Source organism: Streptomyces sp. NPDC002619 (assembly GCF_042889305.1).
Lineage (GTDB): Bacteria > Actinomycetota > Actinomycetes > Streptomycetales > Streptomycetaceae > Streptomyces.
Window position 1 is genome coordinate 135,000 of record NZ_JBIAQV010000005.1, and the last position, 14,639, is coordinate 149,638.

Genomic DNA, 14,639 nt, shown 5'->3' on the forward strand with positions numbered 1-14,639 from the left:
GGCCGTTTCTCATCTTGCGTCGCTGAGCGGGGTGAGCGTGGTGGTCCTGCGGGCCGTTGGGAGCTGGGGGTGTGGTTCGAGGCCGAAGCTGGTGAAGGCGGTGCGGGCGGGCAGGGGGTAGGGGTCTTTTCCGGTCAGGGAGTTGAGGATGGTGGCGCTGCGCCAGGCGGCGAGGCCGAGGTCGGGGGTGCCGACGCCGTGGGTGTGGAGTTCGGCGTTTTGCACGTACACGGTGCCGGTGACGGAGGGGTCGAGGACGAGTCGGAACTCCTCGTCGATGCGTGGGCGTCCGGCGGCGTCGCGGCGCAGGTGGGGGTCGAGTCCGGCGAGGATGCGCCCGAGGGGGCGTTCGCGGTAGCCGGTGGCGAGGACGACGGCGTCGGTGGTGAGCCGGGAGCGGGTGTTCTGCTGGATGTGTTCGAGGTGGAGTTCGACTTTGTTGGTGGCGATGCGGCCGGCGGTGCGGACCTGGACGCCGGGTGTGAGGACGGTGTCGGGCCAGCCGCCGTGCAGGCTGCGGCGGTAGAGCTCGTCGTGGATGGCGGCCATGGTGTCGGCGCCGATGCCTTTGTGGAGTTGCCACTGGGCGGCGACGAGCTGGTCGCGGACGGGTTCGGTAAGGGCGTGGAAGTAGCGGGTGTAGTCGGGGGTGAAGTGTTCGAGGCCGAGTTTGGAGTACTCCATGGGGGCGAAGGACTCGGAGCGTCCGATCCAGTGCAGGTTCTCGCGGCCGGGTGGGCGGTGGCGCAGCAGGTCGAGGAAGACTTCGGCGCCGGACTGTCCTGAGCCGACGACGGTGACGTGTCCGGCGGTGAGGAAGGTCTCGCGGTGTTCGAGGTAGTCGGCGGCGTGGACGACGGGCACGCCGGGGGTGTCGACGAGGGGGCTGAGCGGATCGGGTACGTGGGGGGCGGTGCCGACGCCTAGGACGACGTTTCTGGTGTAGGCGCGGCCGAGTGCCTCGGCTTCTGCGTTGCTGTCGAGTTGGGTGTAGTCGACTTCGAAGACGTCGCGTTCGGCGTTCCAGCGGACGGCGTCGGCCTGGTGGGAGAAGTGCAGGCCGGGGAGGTTTTCGGCGACCCAGCGGCAGTAGGCGTCGTATTCGGCGCGCTGGATGTGGAAGCGTTCGGCGAAGTAGAAGGGGAAGAGGCGGTCGCGGGTTTTGAGGTAGTTGAGGAACGACCAGCGGCTGGCGGGGTCGGCGAGGGTCACCAGGTCGGCGAGGAAGGGGACTTGGAGGGTGGCGCCGTCGATGAGGAGTCCGGGGTGCCAGTCGAAGCCTGGGCGTTGTTCGTAGAAGACGGTGTCGAGTTCGGTGAGGGGGTGGGCGAGGGCGGCGAGGGAGAGGTTGAAGGGGCCGATGCCGATGCCGACCAGGTCGCGGGGTGCTGCGGTCTCGTGGTGTGGGGGGCGGGTCATCCGGGGTTGGTTCCTTCCACGAGTTTCAGTAGGCCGGCCAGTTCGTCCGGGCGGGTGTGGGGGTTGAGGAGGGTTACCTTGAGCCAGAGGCGGCCGTCGAGGCGGGCCCGGCCGAGGACGGCGCGGCCGTCGTGCAGCAGGGTGCGCCTGAGGGCGGCCACGGCGTCGTCGGTGGCCAGGACGGGCCGGAACAGGACGGTGCTGATGACGGGCCCGTCGTACAGCTCGAAGCCCGGGTGGTCCTGGACGAGGGCGGCGAACTCGCGTGCCCGCGCGCAGACCTGGTCGACGAGGGCGCCGAGGCCGGTGCGGCCGAGGGTCCTGAGGGTGACGGCGATCTTGAGGACGTCGGGGCGGCGGGTGGTGCGCAGGGAGCGGCCTAGGAGGTCGGGGAGGCCGGCTTCGGTGTCGTCGTCGGCGTTGAGGTAGTCGGCGTGCTGGTGGAGGACGGCGAGTTCGCGGGGGCGGGCGACGGCGAGGAGGCCTGCGGCGACCGGTTGCCAGCCGAGTTTGTGCAGGTCGAGGGTGACGGTGTGGGCGGCTTCGAGTCCGGCGAGTTTTTCGCGGTGCCGGTCGCTGAAGACGAGCCCGCCGCCGTACGCGGCGTCGATGTGCAGGCGGGTTCCGTGGGCGGCGCACAGGCCGGCGATCTCGGGCAGTGCGTCGATGAGTCCGGCGTCGGTGGTGCCCGCGGTGGCGGCGACGAGGAGGGGGCCGGTGAAGCGGGTGAGGGCCTCGTTGAGGGCGGCGGGGTCGAGGGTGCCGTTGGGTGCGGGGACGATCACCGGGTCGGGCAGGCCGAGCAGCCAGGCGGCGCGGGGCAGGGAGTGGTGGGCGTTGGCGCCGCAGACCAGGCGGACGCTGCCGCCGTGGGCTTCGCGGGCGAGGAGCAGGGCGAGTTGGTTGGACTCGGTGCCGCCGGTGGTGACGAGGGAGTCGGCGAGGCCGATCTCGTGGGCGAGTTCACGGGTGACGATGGCCTCGAGGGCGGAGGCGGCGGGGGCCTGGTCCCAGGAGTCCAGGGAGGGGTTGAGGACGCTCGCGGCGAGGTCGGCGGCGGCCGCTACGGCGAGCGGCGGGCCGTGCAGGTGGGCCGCGCAGAGGGGGTCGGCGGGGTCGGCGGCGCCTTCGGCGAGGGCGCGTACGAGGGTGCGCAGGGCATCGGGGTCGCCGTCGTCGGGCAGGACGTCTCCCACGGCGTCCGTGATCCGCGCGCCGACGGCCGCGGGTCCGCCCGCGGGCAGCGGTCCGCCGCGGGCCTGGCGCCCGTCGCGCAGCGCGTCGAGTACGGCGGCGAGCAACGGCCGCAGGGCGTCGGGGCCTTCGGGTCCTGAGGCCAGGGGCGGCGGCGTGGTCATGGGCTCACCTCCGGGGCGGCGGGCAGGGAAACGACCATGGGATTCCAGCTTGAACGCCAGGAAGCCGACGCGCCCGAAAGTCCAACGAACGGAACCCGAAAGTGGGTACTCCCGTGCGGGGAAAACGTGTTGGGGCCGGGTGGGGCGAGGGGTGGCGTCGGTCGGATGGTTGACGCGTTCTTCCTCGACGTGCCGGGGTTCTCCCCCGACTTGCCCGGCGGGCCGAGTTGCGGCGTAACGGGGAGCGGTGGGGCTGAGGGAACCGTTGAGTTGAGGCAGCTGAGGCAGCTGAGGCAGCGGTGGGACTGCCGTATCAGCCCCACCGCCGCACGTCCTACGCCTCCGCGCCTCTATCCTCCCGGACCCGCAACGCCCGTGCGAGATCGTCGAGTTGGTCGGCCAGGCTGCGGCGTAGCGCGGTGGCCGGGTCGGCGTCGCGCAGGCAGGCCTCGCCGAGGGCGAGGTTCTCGGCGTCGACGGCGTGGGTCGGGAAGGCCCAGCGGCCCACGGCCGTCGCGATGGCGGGGCCGCGGCGGGCGGCGAGGGCGACCGCGTCCTCGTAGTACTGGGGCACGTACTCCCGGATCAGATCGGCCTGTTCGGGCTGCCAGAAGCCTCGGGCGGTGGCCGTGAAGAGGTAGTTCGAGAGGTCGTCCGTGACGAACATCGCCTCCCAGGCCGTGCGCTTGGCCTCCGGGTCGGGCAGCGCGGCGCGGCAACGGGCTGCGCCCTCCTGGCCGGTGGCGCTCGGGTCGCGCTCCAGCTCTGCGGCGATGGCGGCCTCTCCGGTGGCGCCGAGCACGGCGAGCCGGCCGAGGATGCGCCAGCGCAGCTCGGGGTCGAGTTCGGGTCCGCCGGGCACGGTGCCGTCGGCGAGCCAGGCGGCGATGGTGTCGGGGTGGGCGGAGACGTCGATGAAGTGGCGTACTGCGATCAGCCGCAGGCTGGGGTTGTCGCCGTCCTCGGTGCGCCGGATGAGGTCGCGGCACAGGGAGCGGAGGGTGGCCAGGGCGGCCGGGCGGTCCTCGGGCGTGACGTAGCGGCCGGCGACCTGGGCGGAGGCGAAGGCGAGTACGCCCTGGACGAGGGCGAGGTCGGTTTCGCGGGGCAGGTGGGCGCGGGCGGTCTCGAGGTGGGCGGCGGGCGGGAGTTCGCCGTCACGGACGGCGTCCCTGAGCGCGTTCCAGACGACGGCGCGGGTGAGCGGGTCGGGCAGTGTGGACAGGCCGGTGCGGATCGCGTCGAAGGACTCGGCGTCGAAGCGGACCTTGGCGTAGGTCAGGTCGCCGTCGTTGAGGAGGAGCAGTGCGGGGCGCTTGCCGATGGGCTCGGGTTCGACCTGTGGGATGTCGAGGTCGATGCGCTCGCGCAGGGTGAGGCCGCCGTCGCCGGTGACGTCGAGGTCGTACAGGCCGGCGGTGATGCGGTGCGGGCGGCTGCCGTGGCGCTCGACGGTCAGTGTGCAGGTGCCGTCGGCGGTGCTGAGGGCGGGGGTGAGTGTGTCGACGCCGGTGGTGCGCAGCCACTGGTCGGCCCAGGCGTGGACGTCGCGTTCGGTGGCGGCGGCGAGGGAGTCGATGAAGTCGGCGAGGGTGGCGTTGCCGAACCTGTGCCGGGCGAAGTGGATGTTGATGCCGGCGAGGAAGTCCTTCTCGCCGAGCCAGGCGACGAGTTGGCGCAGGGCGGAGGCGCCCTTGGCGTAGGAGATGCCGTCGAAGTTGAGGAGGGCGGCGGCGGTGTCGTCGACGGCCTCGGGGGCGACGGGGTGGGTGGAGGGGCGCTGGTCGGCGTCGTAGCCCCAGGCCTTGCGGGCGACGCCGAAGTCGACCCAGGTGTCCGTGAAGCGGGTGGCTTCGAGGGTGGTCTGGTAGCCCATGTACTCGGCGAAGGACTCGTTGAGCCAGATGTCGTCCCACCACTTGAGGGTGACGAGGTCGCCGAACCACATGTGGGCCATCTCGTGGGCGATGACCATGGCGCGGGTCTGGCGCTCGGTGTCGGTGACGGCGGAGCGGAAGACGAACTCGTCGCGGAAGGTGACCAGTCCGGGGTTCTCCATGGCGCCCGCGTTGAACTCGGGGACGAAGGCCTGGTCGTAGGAGTCGAAGGGGTAGGGCTCCTCGAACTTCTCGTGGAAGCGGTCGAAGCACGCGCGCGTGACGTCGAGGATCTCGTCGGCGTCGGCGTCGAGGTGGGGGGCGAGGGAGCGGCGGCAGTGGATGCCGAAGGGCAGGCCGCGGTGCTCGGTGCGCACGGAGTGGAAGGGGCCGGCGGCGACGGCGACGAGGTAGGTGGAGATCAGCGGGGTGGGGGCGGCCTGCCAGCGGCCTTCGCCGAGGTGTTCGGTGATGCCGTTGGCGAGGACGGTCCAGCCTTCGGGTGCCTTGACGGACAGCTCGAAGACGGCCTTGAGGTCGGGCTGGTCGAAGGCGGCGAAGACGCGCTGCACGTCGTCCATGAACAGCTGGGTGTAGAGGTACGTCTCGCCGTCGGTGGGGTCGGTGAAGCGGTGCATGCCCTCGCCGGTGCGGGAGAAGCTCATGCGCGCGTCGACGCGCAGCTCGTGCTCTCCGGCGGTGAGGTTCTTCAGGGGCACGCGGTCCTGGTCGAGGCTCTCCGGGTCGAGGGGTTGTCCGTCCAGCGTGACGGAGCGCAGCTCGGCGGGCTTGACCTCGACGAATGTGTCCCCGTCGGTCCGCGTGGTGAACCGGATCACCGTGCGTGAGTCGAAGGTCTCGTCCCCTGCGGTCAGATCGAGGTCGATCGTGTAGCGGTGGACGTCGAGGAGCTCTGCTCTCAGCTGCGCTTCGTCGCGCGTCAGTACGGACATGCAGGCCATGCTGCCTGATGCCGCCGACAGCGCACAGGGGTGGATCGCGACACGGCTTATGTCCGGTCCTGCGCCGGGGCGGTCTTGCGGAGGTTCCGCTGGGGCGGGACCAGGCCCTCCGGGCGGCGTCCGGCGGTGCACGGGCCGTGCGCGTCGCCGGTGGTGCGCGGGTCGTACGGCTCGCCGGTGGTGCGCGGATGGTGCGGCTCGCCGGCGGTGCGGCCCGTGGTCAGGGCGCGCAGTTCGCGGATCTCCCGTTCCAGGGCGAGGTTGCGCTGGTGGGCGTCGTAGAGGTAGCGGACCTTGGTGCGCAGGGCCCAGGGGTCGACGGGTTTGTGGAGGAGGTCGGCGACGCCCAGGCCGAACGCGGCGGAGGTCAGTTCGTGGTCCCGGCCGAAGCCGGTGAGCAGGATGACGGGGATGTGCTGGGTCTGTGCCAGGCGGCGCAGGTAGCGCACCACGTCCAGGCCGTCGGCGCCGGGCGTGTGCACGTCGAGCAGGAGGAGGCCGACCTGGCCGCGCATCACTTGCTTGAGGGCCTCGTCGTCGCTGGTGGCGCGGGCGAGCCGGTGGCCGAGCGGGGCGAGGGCGCTCTCCAGTGCATAGAGCGCGTCCTGGTGGTCGTCGACGATGAGGATCCTGGCATCCGACGGCATGGCCCGACGTTCCTCCCGCGTGGACAGCCGGCTCACGTCTGCGCACTGACACGGAGTGCTCGCCGGATGACAACGACTGCACACGCAGCATGCCCCACCCGGGCCGTCCTGTCACTCCCCCGTCTGTGTCACCGGGGTCAGTTGGCCTCGGACGGCTTGCCGTTGGCGGTGTCCTCGGCGATGCGCTCGTGGTGTCGGATCACCTCGGCGATGATGAAGTTCAGGAATTTCTCGGCGAACGCCGGGTCGAGTTTGGCGTTCTCGGCGAGGGTGCGCAGCCGTGCGATCTGCCGTGCCTCGCGGTCGGGGTCGGCGGGCGGCAGCTGGTGGACGGCCTTGAGGCGGCCGACCTGCTGGGTGGCCTTGAAGCGCTCGGCGAGCAGGTGGACGACGGCCGCGTCGATGTTGTCGATGCTGTCGCGCAGCCGGTCGAGTTCCTCCCGCACGGCGGGCTGGACGTCACCGGTACCGGTGTTGCTGGTGGTCATGGAGGTCAACCCTACGGGGAGTGCGGGGCCTCGATCTTCGGCGGATCAATGACCGTTCGCTGGCTGAGTCATCGGCTGATCATTCGTGGATCATGGGCGGATCGTCGGGGTCCGGCACTCGGTCGCTCCAGCCGCCGGGGACGGTGCGGCCCTGCTGGGCGCGGAAGTGGACCGGTGCCATGCCGACGCGGCGGGTGAACAGGCGGGAGAAGTAGGCGGGGTCGTCGTAGCCGACGCGGCGGGCGACGGCGGCGACGGGCAGCTCGGTGGCGGCGAGGAGTTCCTTGGCGCGGCCCAGACGGATGCCGAGCAGGTAGTCCTTGGGGCTGCAGCCGGCGGCGCGGCGGACGGCGGCGCGTAGTTCGGCGGGGGTCATGCCGTGCCGGGCGGCGTGGTCGGCGACGGACATCGTCTTGCAGGCGTCGCGGGCGAGGGCCTGGAGCACCTGGTCGCCGTCGGGGGCGAGGTCGGCGCGGGCGCGGCGCAGGACGACGAGGAGTTCATGGACGGCGGCGCCGGTCTCCACCTCGAGGAGGGGGTTGCCGCGGCGGGCGGCGCGGGCGATGCGGGCGACGACGGCGCGGGGACCGGCGAAAATCGGCTCACACCCGCCTAGAGTGGATGAGGAGTCCAGGGCGTCTTTGGGGGTACGGGCGTGGCGAACGGCGGACCGGTCCAGCACGGCTACCCGCATCTGGAGACGGTGCGGGCCGCCGTCACGGCGCTGTACCGACGCCTCTCGTACGACACCGTCCAGACCTTTTCCACCAGCGTGGCCCCCGCGGACGTGGCGTTCTGCGACACCGACGACCTGTATCTGGGGGCCCAGCGGGTGGCACGTGAGATCGTGCGGCACTTCCGGCTGCCGGACGCCCGTCTGATCGTGAGCTTCCGGGAGATGACGCATGCGGCGAACGTCGAACTCGCTGCGGGCCCCGAGTACTTCGTCGACCTGAACGACCGGTTCCGCACGCATCGCCGGGACATCGGCGCGGCGTTGGCGCACGAGGTGATGCACGTCTATCTGCACCGCCTCGACCTGTCCTTCCCCAGTACGGCGGAGAACGAGATCCTCACGGACACGGCGACCACGTACCTGGGCGCGGGCTGGCTCCTGCTGGACGCGTACCGGGAGGACACGGTGTCGTCGCAGAAGCTCGGCTATCTCACCCCGGAGGAGTTCGGGTACGTGCTGGCGAAGCGCTCGCTGGCCTTCGGCGAGGACCCGTCGGTGTGGTTCACCAGTCCGCAGGCGTACACGGCGTACGTCAAGGGCATGGCTCAGGCGCGCCAGGACGAGCAGCAGCCTCCGCTGACCGCCGCGGGCTGGGCGGGCCGCCGCCGCTACGCCCGCGACCGCCGTCACGCGCCGGGCCCCCAGCCCGGCGTCCCCTACACCTTCACCCCCGACGGCGTCGGCCACCTGCGCGTCTCCTTCCCCTGCCCCACCTGCCACCAGCGGATCAGGGTGCCGGTGAAGGGACGGGTGCGGGCGCGGTGCGGCCTGTGCCGGACGGTCCTGGAGTGCGACACGTGAGAGCGGCTATGCGCCGTACACCGGTATGGGCGGCTCCGCGTCCGCGAGCAGTTTCAGTGCCGTCTCCCCCGCCTCCGCCGGCGTCCAGCGCGCCCCCTTCTCCGCGGTGGGCCCCGGGTGCCAGCCCTCCATGACGGTGATCCGGCCGCCCTCGGTCTCGAAGATCCGGCCGGTGACTCCGGCGCTCGCGGCGGAGCCCAGCCAGACCACGAGTGGGGAGACGTTCTCGGGGGCCATCGCGTCGAAGCCGGAGCCGGGGGCGGCCATCGTCTCGGCGAAGGTGTGTTCCGTCATCCGGGTACGGGCCGCGGGGGCGATCGCGTTGACCTGGACGCCGTAGCGGCGCAGTTCGGCCGCCGCGACCAGCGTCAGCCCGACGATCCCGGCCTTGGCGGCGCTGTAGTTCCCCTGTCCGAGCGAGCCCAGCAGCCCGGCGCCGCTGCTGGTGTTGACGATCCGGGCCACCGGGGTCCGCCCCGCCTTGGCCTCGGCCCGCCAGTGGGCGGCCGCGTGCTTCAGGGTCAGGAAGTGCCCCGTGAGGTGGACGCGCACGACGGCGTCCCAGTCGTCCTCGTCGAGGTTGACGAGCATCCGGTCGCGCAGGAAGCCGGCGTTGTTGACCAGGGTGTCGAGCCTGCCGTACGTCTCGAGGGCGGCCGCCACCAGGGACGCTGCACCGGCGCTGGTCGCGATGTCGCCGCCGTGCGCGACCGCGTCGCCGCCGGCCGCGCGGATCTCCTCGACGACCCGGTCGGCAGGGCTGTCCGAGCCGGGCTCCCCACCCAGCCCCACGCCCAGGTCGTTGACGACGACCCGGGCGCCCTCGGCGGCGAACGCGAGCGCGTGGGCCCGCCCGAGCCCCCGCCCGGCACCGGTGACCACGACGACTCGGCCCTCGCAGCTGCCGCTCATGTCACTCCTCCTTTTTCTTGTCGGCCGTCGCCGTTGACCGTCGCGGCGTCCAGGAACGCGGGCCGCTCCCCTCCCCCGTGCACGAGCAGGCTCGCCCCGCTGATGTAGGCGGCGGCGTCGGAGGCGAGGAAGACGGCGGCGGCGCCGATGTCGGACGGGGTGGCCAGCCGTCCGAGCGGGACGGTGCCCGCGACCGCTGCGACGCCGTCCGGGCCGCCGTAGTGCAGGTGGGACAGCTCGGTGCGGACCATGCCGACGACGAGCGTGTTGACGCGGACTTCCGGCGCCCATTCCACGGCCATGGAGCGGGCCAGGTTCTCAAGACCGGCCTTGGCCGCGCCGTAGGCCGCGGAGCCGGGCGAGGGGCGGCTGCCGCTGACGCTGCCGATCATCACGACTGCGCCCCGCGCCCGTCTGAGCTGGTCGTAGGCGGCGAGGGAGGCGGTCAGCGGGGTGACGAGGTTCAGCTCGATCACCCGGGCGTGCCGCTCGGCGTCGGCGTCGGCCAGCCGCCGGTAGGGGGCGCCGCCCGCGTTGTTGACGAGGACGTCGAGCCGGGGCAGCGCGTCGAAGAAGGAGCGGACGGCGGGCGGGTCGCGCAGGTCGAGGGGGGCGAACTCCACGCCCGGAAGCGGCGCTTCGGGAGGTCTGCGGGCGCAGGCGACGACTCGGGCGCCGGCCTCGGCGAAGGCGCGTGCGATGCCCGCGCCGACTCCTCGGGTGCCGCCGGTGACGACCACCGTTCTGCGGTGCGGTGAGTTATCCACAGGCCCTCCCGCAGGTCGGTGGCGGCTGCTAGCTTCGAAGACATCCACCTAACAAATGTTTGGTGGAAAAAGTGCTGAGTGCGAAGGTAGCTGATGCATCCATGGGTGTCTCCACCTCGTCCCCGGAAAAGGGGATTTCCGTCGTCACCGTCGACTTCCCGCCGGTGAACGCGCTGCCGGTGCAAGGCTGGTTCGCGCTGGCCGAGGCCGTGCGGGCGGCGGGCCGCGATTCCGGGGTGCGGTGCGTGGTGCTGGCCGCCGAGGGGCGGGGCTTCAACGCGGGCGTGGACATCAAGGAGATACAGGCGCGGGGGCAGGAGGCGCTGATCGGCGCCAACCAGGGCTGCGCGGAGGCCTTCGCGGCGGTGTACGAGTGCGAGATCCCGGTCGTCGCGGCGGTGCAGGGCTTCTGTCTGGGCGGCGGGATAGGCCTGGTGGGGAACGCGGACGCGATCGTGGCGAGCGAGGACGCCACCTTCGGGCTGCCCGAGCTGGACCGGGGCGCGCTGGGTGCCGCCACGCATCTGGCCCGGCTGGTCCCCCAGCACCTGATGCGGACGCTGTACTACACCTCCCGCACGGTGAGCGCGGCCGAGTTGCACGCGCACGGCTCGGTGTGGCGCGTCGTGCCGCGCGCGGAGTTACGGGCGGCGGCGCTGGAGCTGGCGCGGGAGATCGCCGGCAAGGACGGCCGGCTGCTGCGCCTGGCCAAGGCCGCCATCAACGGGATCGACCCGGTCGACGTGCGCCGCAGCTACCGCTTCGAGCAGGGCTTCACCTTCGAGGCCGGCCTCAGCGGGGTGGCCGACCGGGTCCGGAGTGCCTTCGGGAAGGAGGGTGCGTAGATGAGCGACAAGACGATGACCGCCGACGAGGCCGTGTCCCAGCTGGCGAGCGGCATGACCGTCGGCATCGGTGGCTGGGGGTCGCGCCGCAAGCCGATGGCCCTGGTCAGAGCGCTGCTGAGGTCCGGTCTCAGCGATCTCACGGTCGTCTCGTACGGCGGCCCGGATGTCGGGATGCTGGCCGCCGCCGGACGGATCCGCAAGCTCGTCGCCCCTTTCGTCACGCTCGACTCGATCCCGCTCGAACCGCACTACCGGGCGGCGCGTGAGCGCGGGGCCTTGGAGCTGATGGAGGTCGACGAGGGGATGTTCATGTGGGGGCTGCGCGCGGCTGCCCAGCGGCTGCCCTTCCTGCCCGTGCGGGCGGGGATCGGCTCGGACGTGATGCGGGTCAACCCCGGCCTGCGGACGATCACTTCGCCGTACGAGGACGGGGAGACCTTCGTGGCCATGCCCGCCCTGCGCCTGGACGCGGCCCTGGTTCATGTCAACCGCGCCGACCGGCTGGGCAACGGGCAGTATCTGGGCCCGGACCCGTACTTCGACGACCTGTTCTGCGAGGCGGCGGACGCGGCATACGTGTCGTGCGAGCGGATCGTGGACACGGCCGAGCTGACGAAGGAAGCGGCACCGCAGTCGCTCCTGATCAAGCGGCATGTGGTGACGGGGGTGATCGAGGCTTCGAACGGGGCGCACTTCACGTCCTGCGCGCCGGACTACGGCAGGGACGAGCGCTTTCAGCGGGAGTACGCGAGCGCCCCCTGGCCGGAGTTCGAGGAGCGGTTCCTGTTCGGGGACGAGCAGACCTACCAGTCGGCGGTGCAGGACCGGCAGAGGAGGGAACAGTGACGGTCACCCGTGCCGAGTACTGCGTGATCGCCTGTGCCGAGGTCTGGCGCGGTGCGGGCGAGGTCCTGGCCAGTCCGATGGGCCTGATCCCGTCGCTGGGCGCTCGGCTGGCCCGGTTGGCCTTCGCGCCGGACCTGCTGCTGACCGACGGCGAGGCGTTGCTCGTCCGGCCGGACGGGACGCCGGAGGGCTGGTTGCCATACCGGCAGCATCTGGCCCTGGTGGCCGGCGGGCGGCGGCACGTGATGATGGGCGCGAGCCAGATCGACCGGTTCGGCAACCAGAACATCTCGTGTATCGGGGACTGGGCCAGGCCCCGGCGGCAGCTGCTCGGGGTGCGTGGGGCGCCGCTCAACACGCTGAACAATCCGACGAGTTACTGGATCCCGCGGCACTCCGGGCGGGTCTTCGTGGAGCGGGTCGACCTGGTGTGCGGCGTGGGGTACGACCGGGCCGCCGAGCATCCGGGCTCCGCCCGCCACCATCGCATCGAGCGGGTTGTCACCGACCTGGGTGTCCTCGACTTCGCCACACCGGACCGTTCGATGCGGCTGGCCTCGCTGCATCCTGGGGTGACTGTGGCCCAGGTGGAGGAGGCGACTGGATTCCCGCTCACGGTGCCGCACGAGGTGCCGTGCACCCGCGAGCCGACGGTGGAGGAACTGCGGCTGATCCGGGACGTGCTGGACCCGGAGGGCACCCGCGCACGGGAGGTGGGGAGCTGATGGATACCGCGCTGACCCGGCTGGCCGGGGTCCGCCACCCGGTGGTGCAGACGGGGATGGGCTGGGTGGCGGGGCCGCGGCTGGTGTCGGCTGTGGCGAACGCGGGCGGGCTTGGCATCCTGGGCTCCGCGACGATGACCCTCGATCAACTGCGTGCGGCGATACGGGAGGTGCGGTCGCGTACGGACGCGCCGTTCGGGGTGAACCTGCGGGCGGACGCGGGTGACGCCGGCGACCGGGTCCGCGTGATCGTCGACGAGGGTGTGCGGGTGGCGTCCTTCGCGCTCGCTCCCTCCCGTGAGCTGATCACCGAGCTGAAGGAGGCGGGTGTGGTGGTCGTGCCGTCCGTCGGGGCGCGGCGGCACGCGGAGAAGGTCGCGGCGTGGGGCGCGGACGCGGTGATCGTGCAGGGCGGTGAGGGCGGCGGGCACACCGGTGAGGTGGCGACGACAGTGCTGTTGCCGCAGGTGGTGGACGCGGTGCGGATACCGGTGGTGGCGGCGGGCGGGTTCTTCGACGGCCGGGGGCTGGTCGCGGCGCTGGCGTACGGGGCGGCGGGCATCGCCATGGGCACGCGGTTCCTGCTCACCTCGGACTCGACGGTGCCGGACGCGGTGAAGGCCGGGTATCTCGCGGCCGGCGTCGGGGACGTCACCGTGACCAGGGCGGTCGACGGGCTGCCGCACCGGATGCTGCGGACGGACCTGGTGGACTCACTGGAGCGCTCCGGCCGTACCCGGACCCTGCTGCGGGCCGTCCGGCGGGCGGCGCGGTTCCGGAAGCTGTCCGGGCTCACCTGGCGGCGGATGGTCGGCGACGGTCTCGCCCTGCGGCACGGCAAGGAGCTGTCCTGGAGTCAGGTCCTGCTCGCCGCGAACACGCCGATGCTGCTCAAGTCCGCGATGGTGGACGGGCGTACAGATCTGGGGGTGATGGCGTCCGGGCAGGTCGCCGGGGTGATCGACGACCTGCCGTCGTGCGCGGAACTGGTGGAGCGGATCGTGCGGGAGGCGGGGGAGACGCTGAAGTCGCTGGAGGGGCTCAGAGCCGTTCGATGATCGTGCTGAGGTCGCTGGAGGGAGTCAGAGCCGTTCGATGATCGTCACGTTGGCCTGGCCGCCGCCCTCGCACATGGTCTGGAGGCCGAACCGGCCGCCGGTGCGCTCCAGTTCGTGCAGCAGGGTCGTCATCAGCCGCACCCCGGTCGCGCCCAGCGGATGGCCGAGGGCGATCGCGCCGCCGTTGACGTTGACCTTCTCCGGGTCGGCGCCCGTCTCCTTCAGCCAGGCCAGCACGACGGGGGCGAAGGCCTCGTTGATTTCCACAAGGTCGAGGGCGTCGATGGTCAGGCCGGTCTTCTTCAGGGCGTGCGCGGTGGCCGGGATGGGGGCGGAGAGCATCCGGATGGGGTCCTCGCCGCGTACGGAGAGGTGGTGGACGCGGGCGCGGGGGCGCAGCCCGTGCTCGCGGACGGCGTGCTCCGAGGCCAGCAGCATGGCCGCCGCGCCGTCGGAGACCTGGGAGGAGCAGGCGGCGGTGACGGTGCCGCCGTCGACGACCGGCTTCAGTGCGGCCATCTTCTCCAGGGAGGTGTCCCGGCGTGGGCCCTCGTCGGCGGTGACGCCGCCGTAGGGCGCGAGCTCGCGGTCGAAGCGGCCCTCGTCGATGGCCCGCGCCGCCCGCCGGTGCGAGGTCAGCGCGAACTCCTCCTGGTCCTGCCTGCTGATCCCCCACTTGGCGGCGATCATCTCGGCGCCGGCGAACTGGTTGACGGGCTGCGTCCCGTACCGGGCGCGCCAGCCGGTGCTGCCGGCGAAGGGGCCCTGCGTGAACCCGAGGGGCTCGGCGGCCTGCCGGGTCGCGTAGGCGATCGGGATCTGCGACATGTTCTGGACGCCGCCGGCGACCACCAGGTCCTGGGTGCCGGACAGCACGGCCTGCGCCGCGAAGTGCACGGCCTGCTGGGAGGAGCCGCACTGCCGGTCGACGGTCACGCCCGGCACCTCCTCGGGCAGCCCGGCCGCCAGCCAGCAGGTCCGGGCGATGTCACCGGCCTGCGGGCCCACCGTGTCCAGGCAGCCGAAGACGACGTCCTCGACGGCGCCCGGGTCCACGCCGACGCGTGCGACGAGTTCCCTGAGCACGTGCGCGCCCAGGTCGGCCGGGTGGACCCCGCTCAGTCCGCCCCCGCGCCGCCCGACGGGCGTGCGGACCGCTTCGACGATGTAGGCCTCGGCCATGTCAACTCCCCCT

At 72.1% G+C, this 14,639-nt stretch carries 13 protein-coding genes and 1 pseudogene; 5 read left to right on the top strand and 9 right to left on the bottom strand.

Annotated elements, in window-relative coordinates; all coding sequences use genetic code 11:
• Nucleotides 1-9: 9 nt before the first annotated feature.
• The 6 genes and pseudogenes from ACFYXB_RS11685 to ACFYXB_RS11710 all read right to left on the bottom strand — a co-directional run.
• The gene (locus ACFYXB_RS11685) at nt 10-1,419 is read right to left on the bottom strand and encodes a SidA/IucD/PvdA family monooxygenase (RefSeq protein WP_351351233.1); all 1,410 of its coding nucleotides are present in this window, start codon (nt 1,417-1,419) and stop codon (nt 10-12) included.
• On the bottom strand, nt 1,416-2,777 hold the full coding sequence (locus ACFYXB_RS11690) for a pyridoxal phosphate-dependent decarboxylase family protein (protein ID WP_389580509.1): 1,362 nt from the start codon (nt 2,775-2,777) through the stop codon (nt 1,416-1,418). Before ACFYXB_RS11690 ends, ACFYXB_RS11685 begins: the two co-directional genes overlap by 4 nt.
• Before the next feature lie 334 nt (nt 2,778-3,111).
• Entirely contained in the window at nt 3,112-5,607 is a 2,496-nt protein-coding gene (gene pepN, locus ACFYXB_RS11695; RefSeq protein WP_389580512.1) for an aminopeptidase N, read from the bottom strand.
• Between the two features lie 56 nt (nt 5,608-5,663).
• Nucleotides 5,664-6,263, bottom strand: coding sequence for a two-component system response regulator (locus ACFYXB_RS11700; RefSeq protein ID WP_389580514.1), 600 nt, complete (start codon nt 6,261-6,263; stop codon nt 5,664-5,666).
• Nucleotides 6,264-6,400: 137 nt separating this feature from the next.
• Nucleotides 6,401-6,751, bottom strand: coding sequence for a chorismate mutase (locus ACFYXB_RS11705; RefSeq protein WP_389580516.1), 351 nt, complete (start codon nt 6,749-6,751; stop codon nt 6,401-6,403).
• A 79-nt stretch (nt 6,752-6,830) separates the two neighbouring features.
• Nucleotides 6,831-7,343, bottom strand: a pseudogene (locus ACFYXB_RS11710) (helix-turn-helix transcriptional regulator); the annotation flags it as partial.
• 63 nt (nt 7,344-7,406) lie between these two features.
• Here ACFYXB_RS11710 and ACFYXB_RS11715 point away from each other — a divergent pair.
• A complete protein-coding gene (locus ACFYXB_RS11715) occupies nt 7,407-8,288 on the top strand; it encodes a hypothetical protein (protein ID WP_389580519.1) in 882 nt (293 codons plus the stop codon).
• Between the two features lie 6 nt (nt 8,289-8,294).
• Here the strand turns inward: ACFYXB_RS11715 and ACFYXB_RS11720 are convergent, their stop codons facing one another.
• Both ACFYXB_RS11720 and ACFYXB_RS11725 read right to left on the bottom strand, forming a co-directional pair.
• The gene (locus ACFYXB_RS11720) at nt 8,295-9,200 is read right to left on the bottom strand and encodes an SDR family oxidoreductase (protein ID WP_389580521.1); all 906 of its coding nucleotides are present in this window, start codon (nt 9,198-9,200) and stop codon (nt 8,295-8,297) included.
• On the bottom strand, nt 9,197-9,967 hold the full coding sequence (locus ACFYXB_RS11725) for an SDR family oxidoreductase (RefSeq protein WP_389580525.1): 771 nt from the start codon (nt 9,965-9,967) through the stop codon (nt 9,197-9,199). The genes ACFYXB_RS11720 and ACFYXB_RS11725 overlap by 4 nt, the downstream gene beginning before the upstream one ends.
• Nucleotides 9,968-10,068: 101 nt before the next feature.
• On the opposite strand from ACFYXB_RS11725, the gene ACFYXB_RS11730 reads away from it, so the two are divergent.
• Genes ACFYXB_RS11730 through ACFYXB_RS11745 form a run of 4 tightly spaced genes read left to right on the top strand, consistent with a single transcriptional unit; the run spans nt 10,069 to nt 13,444 of the window.
• A complete protein-coding gene (locus tag ACFYXB_RS11730; RefSeq protein WP_389580527.1) occupies nt 10,069-10,812 on the top strand; it encodes an enoyl-CoA hydratase family protein in 744 nt (247 codons plus the stop codon).
• Nucleotides 10,813-11,661, top strand: a complete 849-nt coding sequence (locus ACFYXB_RS11735; protein ID WP_389580529.1) for a CoA transferase subunit A — start codon at nt 10,813-10,815, stop codon at nt 11,659-11,661.
• Nucleotides 11,658-12,386 (top strand): CoA-transferase subunit beta, encoded by a 729-nt coding sequence (locus ACFYXB_RS11740; RefSeq protein WP_389580531.1) that lies wholly within the window; start codon nt 11,658-11,660, stop codon nt 12,384-12,386. The genes ACFYXB_RS11735 and ACFYXB_RS11740 overlap by 4 nt, the downstream gene beginning before the upstream one ends.
• Complete coding sequence (locus ACFYXB_RS11745; RefSeq protein ID WP_389580533.1) at nt 12,386-13,444, top strand: NAD(P)H-dependent flavin oxidoreductase; 1,059 nt, start codon at nt 12,386-12,388, stop codon at nt 13,442-13,444. Before ACFYXB_RS11740 ends, ACFYXB_RS11745 begins: the two co-directional genes overlap by 1 nt.
• Before the next feature lie 24 nt (nt 13,445-13,468).
• Here ACFYXB_RS11745 and ACFYXB_RS11750 read toward each other — a convergent pair whose 3' ends face one another.
• Nucleotides 13,469-14,626, bottom strand: coding sequence for an acetyl-CoA C-acetyltransferase (locus tag ACFYXB_RS11750; protein WP_389580537.1), 1,158 nt, complete (start codon nt 14,624-14,626; stop codon nt 13,469-13,471).
• Between the last annotated feature and the right edge of the window lie 13 nt (nt 14,627-14,639).

Bases quoted from the DNA above. Each gene is read 5' to 3' on its own strand.
- ACFYXB_RS11705 (WP_389580516.1), bottom strand. From the start codon at position 6,751: ATGACCACCAGCAACACCGGTACCGGTGACGTCCAGCCCGCCGTGCGG.
- ACFYXB_RS11700 (WP_389580514.1), bottom strand. From the start codon at position 6,263: ATGCCGTCGGATGCCAGGATCCTCATCGTCGACGACCACCAGGACGCG.
- ACFYXB_RS11720 (WP_389580521.1), bottom strand. From the start codon at position 9,200: ATGAGCGGCAGCTGCGAGGGCCGAGTCGTCGTGGTCACCGGTGCCGGG.
- ACFYXB_RS11745 (WP_389580533.1), top strand. From the start codon at position 12,386: ATGGATACCGCGCTGACCCGGCTGGCCGGGGTCCGCCACCCGGTGGTG.
- pepN (WP_389580512.1), bottom strand. From the start codon at position 5,607: ATGTCCGTACTGACGCGCGACGAAGCGCAGCTGAGAGCAGAGCTCCTC.
- ACFYXB_RS11730 (WP_389580527.1), top strand. From the start codon at position 10,069: ATGGGTGTCTCCACCTCGTCCCCGGAAAAGGGGATTTCCGTCGTCACC.
- ACFYXB_RS11685 (WP_351351233.1), bottom strand. From the start codon at position 1,419: ATGACCCGCCCCCCACACCACGAGACCGCAGCACCCCGCGACCTGGTC.
- ACFYXB_RS11735 (WP_389580529.1), top strand. From the start codon at position 10,813: ATGAGCGACAAGACGATGACCGCCGACGAGGCCGTGTCCCAGCTGGCG.
- ACFYXB_RS11690 (WP_389580509.1), bottom strand. From the start codon at position 2,777: ATGACCACGCCGCCGCCCCTGGCCTCAGGACCCGAAGGCCCCGACGCC.
- ACFYXB_RS11750 (WP_389580537.1), bottom strand. From the start codon at position 14,626: ATGGCCGAGGCCTACATCGTCGAAGCGGTCCGCACGCCCGTCGGGCGG.